The 20,463-nt window shown below is 38.7% G+C and carries 21 protein-coding genes; 7 read left to right on the top strand and 14 right to left on the bottom strand.

Features of this window, described 5'->3' with window-relative positions:
• Positions 1 to 129: 129 nt before the first annotated feature.
• The 3 genes from RM545_RS00730 to recF are packed head-to-tail and all read right to left on the bottom strand — an operon-like array spanning position 130 to position 1,923.
• On the bottom strand, positions 130 to 426 hold the full coding sequence (locus RM545_RS00730; protein WP_311493348.1) for a DciA family protein: 297 nt from the start codon (positions 424 to 426) through the stop codon (positions 130 to 132).
• Positions 410 to 847, bottom strand: a complete 438-nt coding sequence (locus tag RM545_RS00725; RefSeq protein WP_311493347.1) for a lipocalin family protein — start codon at positions 845 to 847, stop codon at positions 410 to 412. The genes RM545_RS00730 and RM545_RS00725 overlap by 17 nt, the downstream gene beginning before the upstream one ends.
• Complete coding sequence (recF, locus tag RM545_RS00720; RefSeq protein ID WP_311493346.1) at positions 844 to 1,923, bottom strand: DNA replication/repair protein RecF; 1,080 nt, start codon at positions 1,921 to 1,923, stop codon at positions 844 to 846. The genes RM545_RS00725 and recF overlap by 4 nt, the downstream gene beginning before the upstream one ends.
• 146 nt (positions 1,924 to 2,069) lie before the next feature.
• Here recF and RM545_RS00715 point away from each other — a divergent pair, with 146 nt between their 5' ends.
• The 7 genes from RM545_RS00715 to RM545_RS00685 all read left to right on the top strand — a co-directional run bounded on the left by RM545_RS00715 (position 2,070) and on the right by RM545_RS00685 (position 8,458).
• Positions 2,070 to 2,840 carry a tetratricopeptide repeat protein gene (locus RM545_RS00715; RefSeq protein ID WP_311493345.1) on the top strand — a complete coding sequence of 257 codons (771 nt, stop codon included), beginning with the start codon at positions 2,070 to 2,072 and terminating at the stop codon, positions 2,838 to 2,840.
• A 7-nt stretch (positions 2,841 to 2,847) separates the two neighbouring features.
• Entirely contained in the window at positions 2,848 to 3,345 is a 498-nt protein-coding gene (gene ribH, locus RM545_RS00710; RefSeq protein ID WP_311493344.1) for a 6,7-dimethyl-8-ribityllumazine synthase, read from the top strand.
• Between the two features lie 239 nt (positions 3,346 to 3,584).
• Positions 3,585 to 3,881 (top strand): hypothetical protein, encoded by a 297-nt coding sequence (locus RM545_RS00705; protein WP_432264566.1) that lies wholly within the window; start codon positions 3,585 to 3,587, stop codon positions 3,879 to 3,881.
• Entirely contained in the window at positions 3,882 to 5,735 is a 1,854-nt protein-coding gene (mutL, locus tag RM545_RS00700; RefSeq protein ID WP_311493342.1) for a DNA mismatch repair endonuclease MutL, read from the top strand.
• Positions 5,736 to 6,497 carry a rhomboid family intramembrane serine protease gene (locus RM545_RS00695; protein ID WP_311493341.1) on the top strand — a complete coding sequence of 254 codons (762 nt, stop codon included), beginning with the start codon at positions 5,736 to 5,738 and terminating at the stop codon, positions 6,495 to 6,497. It begins immediately after the preceding gene.
• A gap of 2 nt (positions 6,498 to 6,499) precedes the next feature.
• Positions 6,500 to 7,411: a rhomboid family intramembrane serine protease gene (locus RM545_RS00690; RefSeq protein WP_311493340.1), complete on the top strand. Its 912-nt coding sequence runs from the start codon at positions 6,500 to 6,502 to the stop codon at positions 7,409 to 7,411.
• Positions 7,412 to 8,458, top strand: a complete 1,047-nt coding sequence (locus RM545_RS00685) for an endonuclease/exonuclease/phosphatase family protein (RefSeq protein WP_311493339.1) — start codon at positions 7,412 to 7,414, stop codon at positions 8,456 to 8,458.
• A gap of 7 nt (positions 8,459 to 8,465) precedes the next feature.
• Here the strand turns inward: RM545_RS00685 and RM545_RS00680 are convergent, their stop codons facing one another.
• From RM545_RS00680 to RM545_RS00630, 11 genes are all read right to left on the bottom strand, one after another.
• The gene (locus tag RM545_RS00680; protein WP_311493338.1) at positions 8,466 to 9,101 is read right to left on the bottom strand and encodes a WbqC family protein; all 636 of its coding nucleotides are present in this window, start codon (positions 9,099 to 9,101) and stop codon (positions 8,466 to 8,468) included.
• Positions 9,102 to 9,107: 6 nt separating this feature from the next.
• On the bottom strand, positions 9,108 to 10,676 hold the full coding sequence (lepB, locus tag RM545_RS00675; RefSeq protein WP_311493337.1) for a signal peptidase I: 1,569 nt from the start codon (positions 10,674 to 10,676) through the stop codon (positions 9,108 to 9,110).
• A gap of 56 nt (positions 10,677 to 10,732) precedes the next feature.
• Positions 10,733 to 11,446 carry a 4-hydroxy-tetrahydrodipicolinate reductase gene (gene dapB / locus RM545_RS00670; protein WP_311493336.1) on the bottom strand — a complete coding sequence of 238 codons (714 nt, stop codon included), beginning with the start codon at positions 11,444 to 11,446 and terminating at the stop codon, positions 10,733 to 10,735.
• Entirely contained in the window at positions 11,446 to 12,030 is a 585-nt protein-coding gene (locus RM545_RS00665; protein WP_311493335.1) for a DUF5683 domain-containing protein, read from the bottom strand. The genes dapB and RM545_RS00665 overlap by 1 nt, the downstream gene beginning before the upstream one ends.
• Positions 12,020 to 12,925 carry a ParB/RepB/Spo0J family partition protein gene (locus RM545_RS00660; RefSeq protein ID WP_311493334.1) on the bottom strand — a complete coding sequence of 302 codons (906 nt, stop codon included), beginning with the start codon at positions 12,923 to 12,925 and terminating at the stop codon, positions 12,020 to 12,022. The genes RM545_RS00665 and RM545_RS00660 overlap by 11 nt, the downstream gene beginning before the upstream one ends.
• Before the next feature lie 3 nt (positions 12,926 to 12,928).
• Complete coding sequence (locus RM545_RS00655) at positions 12,929 to 13,693, bottom strand: ParA family protein (protein ID WP_311493333.1); 765 nt, start codon at positions 13,691 to 13,693, stop codon at positions 12,929 to 12,931.
• Between the two features lie 290 nt (positions 13,694 to 13,983).
• Positions 13,984 to 14,862, bottom strand: coding sequence for an SDR family oxidoreductase (locus RM545_RS00650; protein ID WP_311493331.1), 879 nt, complete (start codon positions 14,860 to 14,862; stop codon positions 13,984 to 13,986).
• Positions 14,863 to 14,864: 2 nt separating this feature from the next.
• A complete protein-coding gene (locus RM545_RS00645; protein WP_311493330.1) occupies positions 14,865 to 15,935 on the bottom strand; it encodes a zinc-binding metallopeptidase family protein in 1,071 nt (356 codons plus the stop codon).
• 304 nt (positions 15,936 to 16,239) lie between these two features.
• Positions 16,240 to 16,842, bottom strand: coding sequence for a class I SAM-dependent methyltransferase (locus RM545_RS00640; RefSeq protein ID WP_311493329.1), 603 nt, complete (start codon positions 16,840 to 16,842; stop codon positions 16,240 to 16,242).
• A gap of 96 nt (positions 16,843 to 16,938) precedes the next feature.
• Positions 16,939 to 19,068, bottom strand: coding sequence for a methylmalonyl-CoA mutase (scpA, locus tag RM545_RS00635; RefSeq protein ID WP_311493328.1), 2,130 nt, complete (start codon positions 19,066 to 19,068; stop codon positions 16,939 to 16,941).
• Positions 19,068 to 20,459, bottom strand: a complete 1,392-nt coding sequence (locus RM545_RS00630) for a methylmalonyl-CoA mutase subunit beta (protein ID WP_311493327.1) — start codon at positions 20,457 to 20,459, stop codon at positions 19,068 to 19,070. Before RM545_RS00630 ends, scpA begins: the two co-directional genes overlap by 1 nt.
• Positions 20,460 to 20,463 lie beyond the last annotated feature (4 nt).

Here is a 20,463-nt window from a genome sequence, read left to right as displayed (position 1 = left end):
TACCTGCGGAATCTCTTGGCTCTACTTTACGATTAAAATAAACCTGTAGGAGCTTATCCTGAATTTCAAAATTTGCATTATTTACTATAGCTCAAAAACTTTTCCTGATATCATTTTGAATTTTAAGTACTACCCAAGTACTAGCTTTTTCACAAGCTCCCGTCCAAGTTCTTTATTAAGCATTTTAATGATTTTTTCCCTTCCGTAGCTTAATTCTTCACGTAATACTGAAGAACTTAGCTGAACAAAGAGGGTAGAACCCTCTAATTTAATTGCTGTAGTGTATTTTTGAATTGCAGGGCCCATTTGCTGGTTCCAAACATCCTTAACTGTCACTTTATCGAGGCCTTTTTGTAGTTTATTATGATCTACAAATTCCTGTAACACCTCGCTAATACTCATATTTTCATTATTCCGCTTCTTCATTTTTGGTGACATTTATAGGTTCATATCTATTGTAGTGGTAGATAACTCCTTCCGGATCTAAAATTCTCATTTTATTTTCTTCAGCAGAAATTATAGTTTCTTTCCATGTAGCATAAGGAGTTTTATGATATAGTCGTAAACTGTCATTTTCGACTATGGCTTGAATTTCTTCAGTCGTACCGGCAACAAAAGGCGTACCATCAAAGTTAGGTTTGACTTTTCTCCTGAATCCTTTTTCGTCTTTAAATTCAAGATAATCAACATAAGGGCTAATGGAATATTCTTTTATGGAGTCTTCAGAAAATTCCACTTTGTCAATCTCCCAATATCCTGAAAGATATTTTAACTGTTCTTTTGGATCCTTCTTTTCACAGCTTAAAATCACAAATCCCAGCATTAAAAATGGCCATAATTGCTTCACAACTTAAATATTTTATAGGATTGATTGCTTTCTTTTACCACCTTTTCTGTCCTGTCCGCATGGGTGTCACTAATAAAAATTTGTCCGAGTTCATCGGTTGCTACAAGGGCAACAATGTGGGAAACCCGTTGTTCATCCAGTTTGTCAAAAATATCATCCAGAAGTAAAATTGGATTTACCTTGCTTATTGCTTTTATAAAATCGAACTGCGCCAGTTTAAGAGCCACTAAAAAGGACTTTTGCTGTCCCTGGGAACCGAATTTTTTAATAGGATGCCCTTCGATCTCAAAACTTAGGTCATCTTTATGAGTACCAACGCTGGTGTACTGCAACGCCATATCCTTCTGAAGGTTTTCCTCAAGCAATTTACTTAAATCCTTCTCGAATAACTGACTTTTGTAACTGATATTTACCGGTTCTTTATTGTTGGTGATGTCGCCGTACCTTTTGTTAAAAATCGGGATAAACTCCGTCAGAAATTTCTTCCTTTTTTCGAATAAATTTTGTCCGAGCTCCGATAATTGCATGTTGTAAACTTCCAGCGTATCCCGATCGAAAGAATTGTTTGCTGCAAAAAACTTCAGTAAAGAATTTCTTTGCGAGATGAGCTTGTTATACTGCAGAAGATGGTTAAGGTAAAAATTGTCGCTCTGGGAAATTACGCCATCAATAAACTTTCGGCGGGTTTCGCTACCTTCAATGATCAAATCCCTGTCTGCGGGAGAAATAATAACTGTTGGAATAAAACCTATATGCTCACTAAATTTATCGTAAGGTTTATTATTCCGTTTAATCACCTTTTTCTGCCCGCGTTTAGCGCTTACCAGGATATGCTCTTCTTTTTGATTTTTCTCAAATTCCCCTTCCACTACAAAAAATTCAGAATCGTGATTAATGTTCTGACTTGTAATGGGATTAAAGTAGCTTTTTCCGAAGGAGAGATGGTAAATACTGTCCAGAACGTTAGTTTTTCCAACTCCATTATGTCCTACCAGGCAATTGATTTTTGCATCGAATTCAAATGCAATGGAATTTAGGTTCTTGTAATTGAGTAATGATAGTTGTTTTAAAAACATAAAATACTGTGAATCAGCTATTTTTTAGAATTAAACTTGGGGGCTCCCGACACTGCGAATGACCCGAAAATATCGAAAAAATACAAATAAATTCTCTTTTAATTTTCAATAAAAATTCTATTTTTGCCACGCATTAAACAGACTATATGGCAACGTACAAGAAAAAAGGCTATAAACCTTCTAATAAAGAGGAAGAAAAAAAACATGTAGAGGAAGAATCTACAACAGCAGAAGTTTTTAATTCTCTTGATGAAGGTGCCGGCAGAACTGAAACCTGGGTGGCCGAGAACCAGAAATACATTTACATTATTGTAGGTGTAGCCATTATTGCAGTCCTTGGCTATTTAGGGTATGAGAGGTTCGTACAGGAACCAAGAGAGGCTGAAGCGGCGAATGAAATGGCACAGGCTCAAAATTATTTTTCCGGAGCTCTTAATTCTACAGGAGCGCAAAGTGATTCATTGTACACAATGTCATTAAATGGAGGAGAGGGAAAATATGGTTTTGTTGAAATTATAGAAAATTACGGTGGAACAGACGCTGCTAATATTGCTAAATATCATGCCGGATTCGCTAATTTACGAATTGGAAATTATCAGGAAGCGATAGATTATCTTGAAGATTACAGTGCAGATGATCAAATTACTGCTGCGTTGGCTAAAGGCGGGATAGGAGATGCGTTTATGCAATTAAACCAGCCAGAAGAAGCTTTAGATTATTACGCTGAAGCTGCTTCTATGCGATCCAATTCCTTTACCACGCCGAAGTTCCTGCTTAAAGCAGCAATTACTGCTCTTGAACTAAATCAGGCAGGACAGGCAGAAGAGTATCTAACGAGAATTAAAGAAGAATATCCTGATACTCCTGAAGCAGATAAGGTGGCGATCCATATGGGACGCGCCCAGGCAATGAAATAAATAAAATATGGCTACTGAAGGAAATAACCTATCAGAATACGACAAGAGTACAATCCCAAACGCGAGCAATTTTCGGTTTGGGATTGTTGTTTCAGAATGGAACGAGAAAATTACCGAGGGGCTTTTTCAGGGAGCTTTCGAGGCACTGAAGGAGCACGGAGTGGTGAATGAAAAGATAGTTCGCTGGAATGTTCCGGGAAGTTTTGAGCTGATTTATGGCTGTAAAAAAATGCAGCAGAGTTATGATATGCTCGATGCTATTATTGCGATAGGAAGCGTTATTGAAGGGGAGACAAAGCATTTTGACTTTGTTTGTGAAGGAGTGACGCAAGGCATTAAAGATTTAAATGTTCAGAATGATACTCCCATTATATTCTGTGTTTTAACAGATCAAAATATGCAGCAGGCCATTGATCGTTCGGGCGGGAAGCATGGTAACAAGGGAACAGAGGCTGCCATTGCAGCAATTAAAATGGCCCAGCTTAGAAAAGACGCACGCTTTTAAGTGAAGAGTGAAAAGTGATTGGTGGAGAGCGAAAGTTTGGAACCTGAACCTCTCCAGCCTTGCCGCAAAACTTTGAACTTTAAATCTGAAAACACCAATCTCAAAACTTTAAACTTTAAACCTTCAACCATTAAACTTCGAAGGCGGCATTATTCTTGTTAATTCTATTTTACTCAAAGTAGCTTCGGAATTTAGGAGCTTTTTGAGTAAATTTGAAGTACCACCATCTAAATTTCCATATTTTGAAAGTCAATTTTTTAAACAGCAAGAAGAATACCCGCTATAACTACACTCCCAGGTATTATAAGGGGAAAGAGACGGGGAATATTTACAACTTTGATTCGAAATTCAACAAGTACAAAGAAGCTACAAACGCTATAGATTTTGGATCCCAATGGTCTGAAGTCAGAAAATCCAGCAGGACCCGGGGCAACAGGGAAATTAATAAAAGAGTAGTGTATATCATTATCGTTCTGCTTTTCATTTTTCTTTGGATTATAGATTTTGATTTGTCCATCTTTACGAATGCGCGTTAAATGGGCGATTTTATTCAACTTTTACCAGATCACGTAGCGAATCAGATTGCCGCGGGAGAAGTGGTTCAACGTCCTGCGTCTGTTATTAAAGAATTACTTGAGAACTCAATTGATGCCGGCGCCAGTCATATCCAGGTAGTAATAAAAGATGCAGGGAAAACTCTTATCCAGGTGGTGGATGACGGAAGAGGAATGGGTCTTACCGATGCCAGGATGAGTTTTGAGCGCCATGCGACTTCCAAAATAAAAACAGCAGAAGATTTATTCAGTTTAAAAACAAAAGGCTTTAGAGGAGAAGCACTTGCTTCTATTGCAGCAATTGCACATGTAGAGTTAAAGACAAAAACTGAAGAAGAGGAGGTGGGAACCTGTATTAGGATTGAAGGTAGTACAATAAGTTCCCAGGAACCCTGCGTTAATCCAAAGGGAACTTCTATTTGTGTGAAAAACTTATTTTATAATATTCCTGCCCGAAGGAATTTCCTGAAGTCCGATGCGGTAGAATCGCGTCATATTATAGATGAATTTCAACGGGTAGCTCTTGCCCACCCTCATATAAATTTTTCCCTTCACCATAACGGGAGTGAGCTTTTTCAGCTTCCCGACACCAATTACAGGCAACGTATTACCAACATTTTTGGAGGAAAAACAAACGAAAAGCTGGTTCCGGTGAACGAGGATACCGAAATTGTGAAAATTTCGGGCTTCGTTGGGAAACCGGAATTTGCAAAGCGCAGCAGGGGAGAACAATTCTTTTTTGTGAACGACAGGTTTATAAAAAGCCCATATCTTAATCACGCTGTTGTTGCTGCTTTTGAAGGTCTCCTAAAAGATAAAGCTTATCCCAGTTATTTTCTTTACCTGGAGGTAGATCCAAAAAGTATAGATATAAATATACATCCCACTAAAACAGAAATTAAATTTGATGATGAGCATTCCCTCTACGCAATGTTGCGGAGTGCAATAAAACATAGCCTGGGGCAATTTAATGTTGCACCGGTTCTGGATTTTGACCGTGATGCTAATCTGGATACTCCATATTCTTATAACAATAAAAATGCAGAGACGCCTAAAGTGGAGGTGGACCGAAACTTTAATCCGTTTAAGAATGACGGTAGAGCCAGCAATTATAACCCCGGAGATTCTTCCTATAGAAAAGAATTTAGCCCTTCCTGGGAGAGCCTTTATTCAGGAATAGAGAATGAGAATCCTTCAGGTTCCGGACCGGATCAGATGGAGTTTGAGAGCGAAGAAGTCACCGGAAGTCTGTTTAGTACACAGGAGGAGAAACCTGAAGCATCTACGTTTCAGCTTCAGAAGAAATATATTGTAAGCACCCTCAAGAGTGGAATACTGGTTATAGATCAAAATCGTGCACACAGCAGGATACTTTATGAAGAATTACTGAAAAATATAACGATTTCAGCAGCTGTGAGTCAGCAATTATTATTTCCTTTGAAACTTCCGTTTAGTACGCAGGAAATAGAGATGCTTAAAGAGATTAAAGATTCCCTGGAGCAGACAGGATTTATATTTTCAGAAATAGAAAGAGATACTGTTGAAATTTCCGGGATACCGACATTGATTGCTGAAAGTGAAGTAGGGATGTTGCTGGAGCAGTTGTTTTCAGATTTTGAAAATGATGTTCCTGATAACGGATTTTCACAAACAGATCTTTTAGCAAAGTCAATGGCGAAAAGTATGGCGGTGAAGTCGGGAACGGCACTTAATAACAGTGAACAACAACATGTTGCAAACCGTTTATTTGCCTGTAAAGAACCAAGTTTAACGCCATTTAATAAGTCAATCTTTATCACATTGACGGTGGACGAATTAGAGAAAAAATTTACTTAAATGGGAAGAATTACCGAAACTGTAAAAGTATTATTGATTATCAATGTTCTTGTTTTTATTGGTAGTCAATTTCTTGGTAATTATAGTATTCAGCTCTTTGCACTGTGGTTTTTTAAGAATGAAAATTTTGAAGTATGGCAGTTGATTACGCATATGTTTATGCATGGGAGCTTTATGCACATTCTGTTTAATATGTATGCTCTTTGGGCCTTTGGGAGCCCAATTGAACAAATGATGGGACAAAAGAAGTTCCTTTTCTTTTATTTTTCTTCAGGTTTAGGTGCGATCATTCTTCATACGCTGGTAAATTACCTTGCCTATCAAAATGGTTTTAATGAGCTGCTTGATGCCGGCTATAGTGTAGCGGAAGTTAATGATTGGCTTGGCAGTTCGTTTGAAAGTATAATGCGCACAAGCCAGTACGGGATTCCGGAAGGGGTAGACCAAGAATCTATTCAGGCAATGATGCAGGCATATTCAAGTTCTGCTGTTGGAGCTTCTGGCGCTATCTATGGTATTTTGGTAGCCTTTGGAATGATGTTTCCCAATGTAGAGCTGTTCTTGCTTTTTGTTCCGGTTCCTATTAAAGCAAAATATTTTATTCCCGGATTAATTGCACTAGATCTATTTTCCGGTTTTACAGGATATTCTCTCTTTGGAGGAGGAATAGCACATTTTGCACATGTTGGAGGTGCTTTATTTGGATTTATAATGATTTGGTACTGGAGAAAAAATCAGTTTAATCAAAATCGCTGGGATTAATAATGAGACCATCAGATAAGTTTAAATACAAGATCCAGACCGCTACGGTTACAGAAAAGCTTATAGCTGTAAATGTGATTGTCTTTTTGCTTTTCTTTCTATTCAGAACGATTACTTATCTGTTTCAGATACCTTCAGATTTCCTGGTGGAGTGGTTCGCCTTTCCAAAAGATCCAGGTGAGTTCCTGTTTAAGCCATGGTCTATTATTACCTATTCTTTCCTGCATAGCGGTATTTGGCATATCCTGGGGAATATGCTCATTCTTTACTTTTCCGGGGTTTATTTTCTAAATTTTTTCCCCCCAAAGAGGCTTCTTAATTATTACTTCCTGGGCGTTATTGTTGGTGCCCTTATTTACATGCTTAGCTATAACTTATTTCCGGCCTTCCAAGGTACGGGAAAATCCTATTTGATGGGTGCTTCAGCGGGTGTTATGGCAGTTTTAGTAGGGATAGCATCGCATGTTCCCAATATGCGTGTGAGACTGCTTATTCTTGGCAGTATAAAATTCTGGTGGATCGCGGCATTTTTAGTTGCCCTGGATGTTATCCAGATCCCCATGGGTAATGCGGGTGGTCACCTGGCGCATTTAGGTGGTGCAGCACTGGGTTATATTTATACCACCCAGTTGCAGAAAGGCAATGATATTGGAAGTTGGTTTGAAGGTATAATGGATAGTATTGCAAATTTATTTAAGCCTAAAGAAAAGAAAGCCAGAATGAAGACCGTCCACAGAACCACGAAAAAGTCGGCAGGAACATCTTCTTCCTCGCGCAGCCGTTCAGGACGACTTGATAAGGATGAAAAGCAGAAAAGAATTGATGCTATCCTGGACAAGATTAGTAAAAGTGGCTATGACAGCCTTAGCAAAGCAGAAAAAGATTTTCTTTTTCAGGCTGGAAAAGATGATTAAATGAAGAATCTAAATTGGTTTGATAAATTCATTTTTCTTTTAAATTCGCTCCTGGCAGCGGCTTTGCTGTTTTCCTATCTTTTGCCTTTTATTCCTCCCAACAAGTTTGCCCTGCTATCTGTCTTGAGCCTTGGCGTTCCTTTGCTCATTATGATTAATGCGGCTTTTCTGTTTTACTGGTTAGTAAAGCTGAAAAAACAGATCTGGCTGCCAGTGATTACCCTTTTACTCGGCTTTAATCATGTGACTTCCATTTATGAATTTGAAGCTTCTGAAGAGAATGGCGAAGCTGAAGGCCTGGAGGTTTTGAGCTATAACGTCAGGCATTTTAGTCAATACCTCAGTACTCCCGAAGAAAGGGAAACTGTGCCAAAAAAGATCACCTCTTTTATTGCAGGCGAGGATCCTGATATTGTGGCTTTTCAGGAATATTATAACGGAGAGATAGAGGTTGCCAGGCAATTTCCGTATAAATATATTAAACTTAAAACCGAGAGTGCAGAATTTGGATTAGCTGTTTTTTCCAAATATCCGATTATAAATACCGTCTCTCTAAATTTTGACTCTGCCAGTAACAATAATGGAGTTTATGTCGATATTGCGGTTAAAACCGATACGCTGCGTGTAATCAATATTCATCTTCAATCCTTCAGTGTAAAACCAGATATCGGGAATATCGAAAAAGAAAGCTCAAAAAGGGTGTTTTTGGGTATGGGACAAACCTTTGCCATTCAGCAGGAACAGGTAGAACTTGTACTGGAGGTGATAAGAAATACTCCGTATAAGGTCATAGTCATGGGAGACTTCAATAATACGGCTTATTCCTATATCTACCGGGAGCTTCGTTCTGAAGGATCTGGATTAAACGATGCTTATAAAGAAGCAGGTAGCGGCTTCGGAAGAACGTTTGATTTCGATTATTTTCCGTTAAGGATTGATTTTATACTTCCCGATGAGTCTATAGAAGTGCTGTCTTTTAAAACTTCTGAAGTTTTCTTTTCAGATCATTTCCCTATTAAGGCCACATTATCCTTGTCTTCAGAATAATACTTTATTAGTCTTCTTCTTCCAAATATGTGAGACTGTTAGGTCCCTCATTAAACAGTAGGTCGATAATTGCCAAATTTGGAATGAAACCATTTTTAGGTTCAAAAACCTGTGGATAACGGCTATTGCTGAAAGTTGTTCTGGATTTTGCGTCAATAAGATGCCGGTAATCCTGAAGATCTTTTGGATTTAAAATATATTCTGAAGTTTTCTCAATTTTAATGTCCAATTGGAGGCTTTCCAGTACAAAATCGAGGCAGGCATAATTGAAATCCAGTAAATATCTAAATTTTTTGTGGTACAGGGGATATAGATCATCTTCATAAAATTCAAAAAAAGGAGAAGTTTGGTATGACGCTTTTAAAGCTCTCCAGTGCTGCTTCTGCCATTCAAAATCGTTTTCAATAAGAACGTCCCTGTATTTTTGATGTCTGTTATCTTTTGTGTTTAATCCTAAAGAAGAAGAATGTTTTATTGGAATGTTGAGTAGTAGTTTACCGTTGGAATCGTAAATATACATTCTGTTACGGTACGTCTGCTTCTGATAATTATCTTCATTTTCGAAAACCACTCTCTCTGCCCTTACCAGTTGGACATATTGAAAAATTGAACCAAAGTATGCAGGATGCAGAAGAATCTCCATGTTGGTTTAAGAATTTCTTCTTTTTTTAAAATAATTGAAGGCAATTAGCACCACAACGATCATGAGCGCGTACGGAAGATAGGAAATCGGTGTTCCCTGTCCACGAACTGTTGTAAATACCCTGTCCCACCTTATTTTATTCATAATCCCTGAAGCATTCGTATCCCAGCTAAACCAGATAAAAACCGGTTTTCCAACCACATGATTTTCAGGTACAAACCCCCAGTACCTGCTGTCTTCACTGTTGTTTCGGTTATCTCCCATCATCCAGTAATAATTTTGTCTGAATGTATAGGAATTAATTTCTTCTCCATTTAGAAGAACTCTGTTTCCGTTTAAAGTCAGCACATTATCCTCCTCCATCTCATAGCCTTCATAGGTCTCTATAATGCGTTTATAAAAAGGCATTGTCTTTTGATTAATTTCCACAGTAACCCCTTCCTTCGGAATATATATAGGGCCCATGTTGTCAGAATTCCAATTGAGTTTGTTATTGTTGGGAAAAATAGAAGAAAGTTTGGTTCCAGCAGAATCCACATAACGTTCAATAGAAGCAACGTTGGGATGGTTTTTTAATCTTTGGAAACCTTCTTCTGTAAGCGCCCTTATCACAAATCTGTTTGTTGCGGGATCATAGCTATAGCCATCGGTAATGTCCAGTTCCTGATACATGTATTGCGGACTAAATCCCTGGCCTTTGGTTTCTCCAAAATAAGTGTATTGTATTTTTGCCCGGCCAGGAAGTTGTAAACGTTCGCCGTTAATGTGGACCCTTCCATCAATAATACTTAAGGAGTCGCCGGGTACACCAACAGCACGTTTTACATAGTTTGACTTCTTGTCTATCGGCTTATCAAAGTGCTGATTAGAACGGTCAAAGAACTGCCTTACGGTATCAACGGGCCAGTTAAAAACCACAATATCGTTCCTTTCAATTTTTTCGAACCCAGGGAGACGCATATATGGGATCTGCGGATTGTTTAGGTAAGATTTTATTCCGAGAAAAGGAATAGTATCATGGACCATAGGAAAAGCTACAGCCGTTTTTGGTACTCTGGCGCCGTAATGGAACTTGCTAACAAAAAGGAAGTCTCCCACCAGCAATGTCTTTTCCAAAGAGGAAGTAGGAATGGTAAAAGGCTGCATCACGTATGTGTGCACTATAGTCGCGGCAATAACGGCAAAAAGAACAGAACTTATCCATTCGCCAGTTGCTGTTCTCGGTTGCAGGCTTCTGTCTTCAATATAGGAAACATCAGCAGCGTAATTAACATAATAGATATAAAAGCCTAATGTCAATATTGCCAGCCAGGTATCTGCAGTAGAATGGCGACCAAAGCTTCTCACTGTTTCCACCCAAATTACAGGAAACATAATGAGGTTTACAATAGGAATAAAGAGGAGAATAACCCACCACCACGGGCGATTAATAATCTTCATCAATATTACCGCATTGTATATAGGAATTGCGGCTTCCCATGCCTGTCTTCCTGCCTTTTGATAAAGCTTCCATGTACCAAAAAAGTGGATTACCTGGATGAACAGGAAAAACAGAAACCATTCTGTAAACGTCATAATCTAGTTGTTTGCTGTTATAGGTGTACTATTCAACAGAATTGTTACTAAAAATCTTAGAAAAGGCTGGAGAGCACATCCCTCATGGTAAATACACCTTTTTTATCTTTGAGCCATTCAGCAGCAATAACTGCTCCAAGTGCGAAACCCTGTCTCGACTTTGCCATGTGCATAATTTCTATCGTATCAATTTTGGATTCGTAAGAGACTGTATGGGTGCCGGGTACATCTTTTATACGCTTCGCATAAATGGGAATTTCATCCTTATCTGCATGATCCAGCTGCCATCCATTTTTGTTAGGGTTCTCTGCAATTATCTGTTGCGCAAGACTAATTGCAGTGCCACTGGGAGCATCAAGTTTTTCGGTATGATGAATCTCTTCAATTTCAACAGCGTAATCATCCAAACCCTTCATCATGTGGGCCAGCTTTTTGTTCAGTTCAAAAAAAACATTTACCCCAAGGCTAAAGTTGGAGGCGTAAAGGAATGCGGAATCTTCTTCTTTACAAAGTTTCGTTACTTTTTCATAGTCATCAAGCCATCCGGTAGTTCCGCAAACTACGGGAACTTTATGCTTGAAAGCCGTGGTAATATTCTTATAAGCTGCTTTTGGAATACTGAAGTCTATTGCTGCATCTATTTCCAATTCGTCCAGATTGTAAGCTTCTATGTCTTCAGATACCCTTAGCACAATTTCGTGTCCTCTGTTTATAGCAATTTCTTCAATTGCTTTTCCCATTTTTCCGTAACCTAATAGTGCTATTTTCATTAAAATTTGAAATTTAAAGATAATCCGTAATTTGTTTTTCCTGTAAGTGAGTTAAAATCCATATTTGGTTTAAAAGAAAGATCCTCACTCACGTTAAACTGTTGAAGGTGGGCGTCCACATTGGCATCTATGATATTAAGGATGTAGATACCGGCTATCACCAGTATCGAAATTTCTTTATTGCGCTGATAAAATTGTTGTGCATCCACCAGCCTGTCCAGAGAAATTCGGCCTGCAAATTCGTCTACCCTTCCCGCAAGCCGGTCTTTGTAAGCATCTCTGTACCTGTCGTATTGCCTGTCATTATCAATATAAAAATAGATGCCGACTCCCAATCCCGCATACGCAATGGGAATTTTCCAGTAGCGGCCATTATATGCCTGTCCCAAACCCGGTAAAATTGTTGAGTAAAAGGCGGCCTTGGCAGGAGCAAGGGGATTGTAGGGTTCATAATCTCCTGGATCTGGCAGAGGAGCTTCTGTGAGTCCCCTTCGTTCAACAGCAAGTGAATCTTCCTGAGCAAAAGTTATTGCTGAAAAAAGCAGAAAGAAAATTCCTGTTAAAATGAAAGTTTTAATCTTCACTTTGAATAAGCTTTTTGATACGTTCAAAATCTTCTTCAGATTTAAAAGGAATGGTAAGTTTTCCATTTCCTTTTTTAGTAACTTTTACATCTACCTTAGCACCCAGATATTCTGAAAATTCCTTGACTCCTTTTTTGTAGGCGGTAGCGATAGCAGTAGATTGAGGAGCATTTTTACTTTTAGTGTTCCCCTCCTGCATTTCCCTCACCAGCTTTTCGGTATCTCTTACAGATAAAGACTTCTGAAGGATCTTCTCATAAATATTTAATTGAAGTTGCGGATCATCAACATTAATTAAGGCACGTCCATGTCCCATAGATAAAAATCCGTCGCGCATCCCGGTCTGGATAATTGGATCCAGTTTAAGCAACCTCAGATAATTGGCAATTGTCGACCTGTTTTTTCCCACCCGATCGCTAAGTTGCTCCTGGGTAAGACTAATTTCATCCATTAATCTTTGATAGGAAAGTGCGATCTCGATAGGGTCAAGATCCTGACGCTGAATATTTTCTACCAGTGCCATTTCCAGGGATTCCTGATCGTTAGCAATTCTTATATAAGCCGGGACAGTTTCCAGACCAATTAGTTTGGAGGCCCGGTACCTGCGCTCACCAGATACAAGCTGATATTTGTCAAATTCCAGCTTCCTTACGGTTATAGGCTGGATTACGCCAAGTTCTTTTATGGAAGATGCAAGTTCTCGTAATGATTCTTCGTTAAAACTAGTCCTTGGCTGAAATGGATTAACTTCTATTGAAGATAATTCAAGTTCAACAATATGGCCTACTAATTTGTCTGCATTTTTATCTTCTGCAGATCGAATATCATTTTGAGGGTCTTTTAGCAGAGCTGAAAGTCCGCGTCCAAGAGCTTGTTTCTTCGTCGCCTTCGCCATCTTCTAAGAGTTTTTCTTTATAATTTCGTGCGCCAGGCTCAGGTAGTTACTAGCGCCTTTACTAGCGGCATCATAATTAATAATACTTTCACCGTAACTTGGTGCTTCACTTAAACGAACATTACGCTGGATGATTGTATCAAAAACCATTTCATTAAAATGCTTCTGAACTTCTTCTACCACCTGGTTGGATAACCTCAAACGGGAATCATACATTGTTAGCAAAAGACCTTCAATATCCAGTTTGTTGTTATGGATTTTCTGAACACTTTTTATGGTATTGAGTAACTTACCAAGACCTTCCAGTGCAAAATATTCACATTGAATTGGAATAATTACAGAATCTGAAGCGGTAAGTGCATTAAGAGTTAGTAAACCTAGCGAAGGAGCACAGTCTATTAAAATATAATCGTATTTTTCCTTTAACGGGAGAATTGCTTTTTTGAGCATGTATTCTCTTGATTCCTGATCTACCAGTTCAATTTCTATAGCCACCAGATCTATGTGTGCCGGAATAATGTCCAGATTTGGAGATCCTGTTTCCATAATGGCTTTAGAAGCTTCAATAGAATGTTCCAGCAGTTGATAAGTACCCAATTCTACCGCTTCCACGTCGATACCAAGTCCCGAAGTCGCATTTGCCTGGGGATCGGCATCGATAAGTAAAACTTTTTTTTCTAAAACCCCCAGCGATGCCGCCAGGTTTACTGAAGTTGTGGTTTTTCCCACACCTCCTTTTTGGTTAGCGATAGCAATGATTTTGCCCATTAATTATATCCGGTTTTTGAAACGTAAAAATACAATTAATTATAGGTATATAAAATCATTTTGTTAACAGCTTATAAAGGAGTTTTCAGTTCTAAGTTTTCAGTTCTTAGAATTTAATATTTTCGTGTCTGATAGAGGAAAAAGGAAAGGGGAGCGTTGTACGTGTCAAAAAAAATCTTGATTAGTTTAAATGGTTAAAAATTTTTTGCGGGTTCTGAGAAAATATAACTACAACACAAGTCTAAACCACAATTAAAAACTGAAACTTTGAACTTCAAACATTGAACTTTTTAACTCTTTTTAGCTTTAATCATTGCCTCCAGTTGATCCCACATTTCCTCCGGAATAGCTTCAAGCAAATTAAATTGTCCTGCACCTTTCAACCATTCTCCACCATCTATGGTAATAACTTCCCCATTTACATAAGCTGAAAAATCTGAAACAAGATAGGCAGCGAGATTTGCCAATTCCTGATGTTCTCCCACACGTTTAAGCGGAACTTTTTTGGCAAGGTCAAACTTTTCTTTTAAATCTCCGGGCAGCAATCGGTCCCACGCACCTTTGGTAGGGAAGGGGCCGGGAGCAATGGCGTTGGATCTAATCCCGTACTTCGCCCATTCGACTGCCAGAGAACGCGTCATTGCCAGCACGCCGGCTTTTGCTGTAGCGCTGGGTACAACATAAGCAGAACCTGTCCAGGCGTAGGTCGTAACAATGTTTAGAACGGTCTTATTTTCTTCTTTTTTGTCGATCCAATGTTTACCAAAGGCTAAAGTGCAATTTTTGCTGCCTTTAAGGACGATATCAATAATGGTGTCAAAGGCATTGGCACTTAATCTTTCTGTAGGAGAAATAAAATTTCCTGCGGCATTGTTTAGCAGTACATCTGCACTTCCGAATTCTTTAATAATTTCATCCCGCATTTGTTCGACTTCATCATAATTTCTGACATCACATTTGACGGGAAAACATTTTTCGCCGGTTTCATTTTCAAGTTCTTTTGCTGTATTTTTTAGCTTTTCAATATTTCTGGAAGTAATGGCAACATGAGCTCCCAATTCCAGGAAATATCTGGTCATCGCTTTTCCGAGTCCGCTACCACCACCGGTAACTACAATCGTTTTTCCTCTTAAAGCGTCGTCTCTAAGCATTTTATTTTTGTAGTTCATGTTTAAAAAGTTTTACCTTGGTTGTTTAATAGCAGGTTATGTATATAGCCTAATTTACTAATATCTTTGTTATTGAGAATAAACGGATAAATATCAGAGAGGCCCATCCCGCGGTTCAAAGAATTTATGGCTATAGTTAAAGATATGTATTCATTTACAATGGCATCAAAATCGCTTTCTTTGTAAGGATTAATTGTAATACCTGAACTTAAAAGTTGCTTGTCTTTTGAAACCTTCGGTTCTGTTTTTACACCAAAATAGTATGCGGTTTCCACAGTGTCCATGATGTGTAAGTAATGAGCCCAGGTTTCGGCCCAATCTTCCCAGGGATGTGAAGAGGCATATTTTGTAATAAAAAATTCCCGCCAATCTTTGGCAGGTCCTTTCTTGTAATACTCCTGCAGGGCTTCGGAATAATTTTTTCTTTCGTCCCCAAAAATTTCCCTAAACTGACGAAGATTTTCTTGATTTGGCAAAATAATAGCCTCCCAGTAAAAATGCCCGATTTCATGCCTGAAGTGCCCCAGAAGGGTTCTCATTTTCTCTCCCATCTGCATTCGTGCCTTCTCCCTCTTTAAATCATCTGCTTCTTCTACATTTAGGGTTATGACGCCGTTTAGATGTCCTGTTAGTACCTGCTGTCCATTTTTACTGTTAGTGCCGGGTCCTAAAAAACGGAATTGTAATTTTAGATCTTTCCTGTCTTTTTGCTGAAAAACAAATGGTAGTTGCAGCTTATTGAGACTATAAATCAACCTGTGTTTGGCAAATTCTATTAGTCGCCATTCCTCCAATCTTTTTTCATCTCCAATGTTCGGGATAACGCTGTTTAACTGACAGGCTTCGCAGTATTCAAAACCTGAATTCTCTGGTATTAGCCAATTACATGCACTGTGTTCGTGATTTCTGCAATATTTAAGGGTTGTTCTATTTTCACGAAAATCTGTTCCCGGATTTGCGGCTATTATCTTTTCTTCCTCATTACAATATCCCAATAAACTGTTGCAATATCCACAGATATCGTTTTCAAAAAAAATTATATTGTTACAGTTGTTACAGTTGAAAATTTTCATCGAGAAAATATTTAGATAGAAGTAAATCCTGTAACAAATATCCCTTAATTTCTTTGTTTTTGATTGTAAGTATTAGTTAATAATTTGGAATCAAATATTCTAATATTTGTCTTGATTCCGGTTTCTGCTTAAGCGTTTCTTTTGATGTATTTTTTAGCATTTTTCATAGTTTCTGGAAGTAATGGCTACTTTTTGCTCTCAACTCCGGAAGCATCTTGTTATCGCCTCTTCTAGTGTCGGTTACAACAAAAGCTCTCTCAGCACATTCTGTGTCGATGGATCATATTTAAAAAATTCTTAGTAATTACGGAATCTCTTTTTCTAACACTATAGTGTAACCTGTTTTAGAATATTTCTTATAAAATTTTCTCCTTAAGAATGTTAGTGATTTAAGTAAAAACTTGATTACTCCTTTACTTTTATATAACTCCCACTCTGGAAAATCTTCCCTGTACCTGTACTCTAAACGGATTTTTTTAAAATGGCCGGAGATATCTGTACGAGTTAAGTTTTTCTTTTTGGTGTCTCCTAAATATTTCTCAATCACAAGAGGGTTATAAGGTTTTATGTGAGATAAGTCATCATAGAATCCGTCCCAGAAAAGTGGAGTTGATATTACGATTTTTCCTCCTGGTTTACAACATCTTCCAATTTCTTCTAATGTTTTATATGCATCTTCAGGTGCAAGATGCTCAATAACATGACTCATATGGATGAGGTCAAAAAAGTCCTTTTCAAAAGGAAGAATGGGTAGTTTTCCGTAAAAAGTATTTTTATATTTTTCTTTGAGAACAGCGACACTTTCAGGATTACCATCAAATAGAAATATATCTTTTTTCTGACAATAATTAGCAAAGCCACCTTCTCCCGCACCAATATCGAGGACTTTATCTTCCGGTTTAACCAATTCCCTTGCAATTTCAAAGAATGGTTCTCTTTTAAAAGTGACAAATTCCGGTTCTATCATTGGTGCTTTATCTTGAGAAGTTTTACAAAAGAAATACTATTCCTCTTCAATTAATATTTCCAGTAATTTTATTGCAGCGTCACTAATCTTTGTGCCGGGACCAAAAACAGCCACAGCACCGGCATCAAATAAAAACTGGTAGTCCTGTGAAGGAATTACACCTCCCACAATTACCATAATATCCTCCCGGCCATGCTTCTTTAACTCTTCTATTACTTGCGGAACAAGTGTTTTATGACCGGCGGCCAACGAAGAAACCCCTAAAATATGTACATCGTTTTCTATAGCCTGTTTAGCCGCTTCTTTTGGCGTCTGAAAAAGTGGGCCAATATCTACATCAAAACCAAGATCGGCATAGCCGGTGGCAACTACTTTTGCGCCACGATCGTGACCGTCCTGTCCCATTTTCGCAATCATTATTCGAGGCCTGCGGCCATCCTGCTCTGCAAATTTATCGGCTAATTCCCGGGCTTTTTTAAAGGATGAGTTATCTTTCATTTCTTTTGAATAAACACCACTGAAGGATTGAATTTTTGCTTTATACCTTCCGTAAACCTCTTCCAGGGCATCGCTGATTTCTCCAAGAGTTGCTCGGTGTCGGGCCGCTTCTATAGCCAATGCCAATAAATTACCATTTTCATGCTTTGCTGCTGAAGTGAGGTCGGCTAAAGCTTTTTTGACTTTTTCAGGATTTCTTTCCTTTTTTGTTTTTTCCAAGCGGACAAGTTGTTGTTTTCTCACCGTCTGGTTGTCTACTTCCAGCGTTACAAGCGGATCTTCTTTTTCGAGTCTGTATTTGTTATTCCCCACAATAATGTCCGTTCCGCTGTCAATACGAGCCTGCTTTTTTGCTGCAGCTTCTTCAATTCTCATTTTGGGAATTCCTGCCTCTATAGCTTTGGTCATGCCACCTAAATTTTCAACTTCCTGAATTAAACCCCAGGCTCTCTGCGCAATTTCATCTGTAAGGTTTTCAACATAATAACTTCCTGCCCAAGGGTCTACCGTTTTTGTAATTTTGGTTTCCTGTTGCAGGAAAAGCTGCGTATTTCTCGCGATTCTTGCTGAAAAGTCCGTGGGCAAAGCGATTGCTTCATCTAAAGCATTGGTATGTAAACTCTGAGTTCCACCAAAAGCGGCTGCCGCAGCTTCAATACAAGTTCTGGCGACGTTGTTAAACGGATCCTGCTCTGTTAAACTCCAGCCGCTGGTTTGGGAATGGGTTCTTAAAGCAAGGGATTTTGGATTTTTAGGATTAAACTGTTTTACCAGTTTTGCCCAAAGCATACGTGCTGCCCTCATTTTGGCAATTTCCATGAAATGGTTCATCCCGATAGCCCAGAAGAATGATAGCCGCGGAGCAAAACTGTCAATATCCATACCGGCGCCAAGTCCTTTTCGAATATATTCCAGTCCGTCGGCTAGGGTATAAGCCAGTTCAATATCACAGGTGGCTCCGGCTTCCTGCATATGATATCCGGAAATACTGATACTATTAAATTTGGGCATATTTTTAGAAGAATATTCAAAAATATCTGAAATAATCTTCATCGATGGAGTAGGAGGGTAGATGTACGTATTGCGTACCATAAACTCCTTTAAAATATCGTTCTGAATAGTTCCCGAAAGTTCTTCAGGTTTTACACCTTGTTCTTCAGCAGCAACGATATAAAATGCCATTATAGGAAGTACGGCTCCGTTCATGGTCATGGAAACCGACATTTTATTCAGGGGAATCTGGTCGAAAAGTATTTTCATATCTTCAACAGAATCTATGGCCACCCCGGCTTTTCCCACATCTCCAACCACACGTTCGTGATCGCTGTCGTAACCGCGGTGGGTGGGAAGATCGAATGCTACGGAAAGACCTTTTTGCCCCGCCGCCAGATTTCTTCTGTAAAAAGCATTGCTTTCTTCCGCAGTAGAAAATCCGGCGTACTGACGAATTGTCCACGGTCTGCTAACATACATTGTGCTGTACGGGCCCCGCAGGTACGGCGGAATTCCAGCAGCAAAACCAAGATGCTCCAGGTGCTGAATATCTTCTTCGGAATAGGAAGGTTTCAGATTAATTTCTTCCGGAGTCTCGAATTCTTCAGATTTCTGAAGTTGAGGTTTCAGTTCAGGCTCTGTTAATTTTATATGTTGAAGATTTTTTCTTGGCATTACTTTACGGCTTTTTCCTTTTCCAGTTTCTCCTGTTCCATCCTCTCGCCTAAACGCTTTTCGAGAATTGGCGGAATTAGCGTTTTTCTTGGGTTTCTTTTCAGGAATGGATACAATTCCAGGTCATTGAGCATTTTATCTTCAGAGTTTTCAAAAGTATTGGTACCGATAAGCACCAGTTTACCATCGTCAAACATTTTTTGTTCTGCTTCAGCACTTTCTTTGATTTTTCGCTGGATAATCCCTTCTTTTAATTGCTTAAGAAAGCCTCCATTTTTTTCAATTTCTTTAAAAATATCCAGGGCCATTTCAGCAAATTGCCTCGTTATACTCTCGATATAGTACGCACCTTCTGCGGCATTGGAAACTTTGTCCAGGTAAGCTTCATTTTTCATCACCAACAATTGGTTTCGGGCAATCCGGTCTCCAAATTCATTGGTTTTATGAAAAATAGCATCATAAGGCAGGTTGTAAACAGTGTCTGCGCCACCCAAGACAGCGCTCATGCTTTCTGTGGTGGTGCGAAGCATATTCACATTATAGTCGTACAAGGTTTTATTCCTTTTTGAAGGCAAGGCCAAAATATGGCAATTATCGGCAATATTATATTCTTTAACCAATGTAGAATAAAGCCAACGCAGCGCCTTGATCTTAGCGATTTCAAAAAAGTAGTTGGAGCCCGAAGCGACTATAAACTGGACCTGAAGATCTTCTGAATGTCGAAAATTGCCATTTTCGGCATAGCGATTCAAATATTCATTAGCATGAGCCAGGGCATAAGCCAATTGCTGCGGAATTGTAGCGCCGGCATTTTGATAAAGGGTACTATCTACGGAGATTACTGAATTAAAGTCCCCCGAATTTTTAACAATATCGTCCAGTATTTCGTGATCCTGCTTCAGGTTGTAAAACCAATTGCCGGTTTTGGCAAGATTTCCGATAATATCAGTCTGGATAACTATTTTGCTGCTTTTACCGCAGAAAAAATGTCTGAGTTTTTCAACATATTCCGCAGAAAGAAATTCCAGACTTATCAAAATGCGGAAATTCAACTCTAAATCTTTAAAAAGTTCAGAAATTTCAGTTTTCTCATCGGGGATTATAAACCAAAGTGATTCAGCACCTTTTTGAAGCGCATTTTTTGCATTTTTGTTGCTAATCTCTACGGAAGCCACATAAATGCGTTCACAAATATTCCAGTTTTTGGGAGAAGGAGTTGGAACTGCTTTAGAAACATCATCTTTATGATAAAAAGGCTTGACATGAATACCGTCCAGGCTCTTATAGATCAGTTTCTCGTTGTAATCCTCACCTTTTAGATCGACTTGAATTTTTTGCTTCCATTGTCGTGCAGAAACTTCTTCAAATTCCTGAAATAATTTCTCCTTCATCAGT

It is taken from the genome of Autumnicola lenta (assembly GCF_031846515.1).
Lineage (GTDB): Bacteria > Bacteroidota > Bacteroidia > Flavobacteriales > Flavobacteriaceae > Autumnicola > Autumnicola lenta.
Note: the sequence above shows the minus strand (reverse complement) of the source record. Positions and strands in the feature narration are given on the sequence as shown.

What these genes read in the sequence shown, in the direction of transcription:
- RM545_RS00730 (WP_311493348.1), bottom strand. Translation starts at nt 426, where the DNA reads ATGAAGAAGCGGAATAATGAAAATATGAGTATTAGCGAGGTGTTACAG.
- recF (WP_311493346.1), bottom strand. Translation starts at nt 1,923, where the DNA reads ATGTTTTTAAAACAACTATCATTACTCAATTACAAGAACCTAAATTCC.
- RM545_RS00715 (WP_311493345.1), top strand. Translation starts at nt 2,070, where the DNA reads ATGGCAACGTACAAGAAAAAAGGCTATAAACCTTCTAATAAAGAGGAA.
- ribH (WP_311493344.1), top strand. Translation starts at nt 2,848, where the DNA reads ATGGCTACTGAAGGAAATAACCTATCAGAATACGACAAGAGTACAATC.
- mutL (WP_311493342.1), top strand. Translation starts at nt 3,882, where the DNA reads ATGGGCGATTTTATTCAACTTTTACCAGATCACGTAGCGAATCAGATT.
- RM545_RS00695 (WP_311493341.1), top strand. Translation starts at nt 5,736, where the DNA reads ATGGGAAGAATTACCGAAACTGTAAAAGTATTATTGATTATCAATGTT.
- RM545_RS00690 (WP_311493340.1), top strand. Translation starts at nt 6,500, where the DNA reads ATGAGACCATCAGATAAGTTTAAATACAAGATCCAGACCGCTACGGTT.
- RM545_RS00685 (WP_311493339.1), top strand. Translation starts at nt 7,412, where the DNA reads ATGAAGAATCTAAATTGGTTTGATAAATTCATTTTTCTTTTAAATTCG.
- RM545_RS00680 (WP_311493338.1), bottom strand. Translation starts at nt 9,101, where the DNA reads ATGGAGATTCTTCTGCATCCTGCATACTTTGGTTCAATTTTTCAATAT.
- lepB (WP_311493337.1), bottom strand. Translation starts at nt 10,676, where the DNA reads ATGACGTTTACAGAATGGTTTCTGTTTTTCCTGTTCATCCAGGTAATC.
- dapB (WP_311493336.1), bottom strand. Translation starts at nt 11,446, where the DNA reads ATGAAAATAGCACTATTAGGTTACGGAAAAATGGGAAAAGCAATTGAA.
- RM545_RS00660 (WP_311493334.1), bottom strand. Translation starts at nt 12,925, where the DNA reads ATGGCGAAGGCGACGAAGAAACAAGCTCTTGGACGCGGACTTTCAGCT.
- RM545_RS00655 (WP_311493333.1), bottom strand. Translation starts at nt 13,693, where the DNA reads ATGGGCAAAATCATTGCTATCGCTAACCAAAAAGGAGGTGTGGGAAAA.
- RM545_RS00650 (WP_311493331.1), bottom strand. Translation starts at nt 14,862, where the DNA reads ATGAACTACAAAAATAAAATGCTTAGAGACGACGCTTTAAGAGGAAAA.
- RM545_RS00645 (WP_311493330.1), bottom strand. Translation starts at nt 15,935, where the DNA reads ATGAAAATTTTCAACTGTAACAACTGTAACAATATAATTTTTTTTGAA.
- scpA (WP_311493328.1), bottom strand. Translation starts at nt 19,068, where the DNA reads ATGCCAAGAAAAAATCTTCAACATATAAAATTAACAGAGCCTGAACTG.
- RM545_RS00630 (WP_311493327.1), bottom strand. Translation starts at nt 20,459, where the DNA reads ATGAAGGAGAAATTATTTCAGGAATTTGAAGAAGTTTCTGCACGACAA.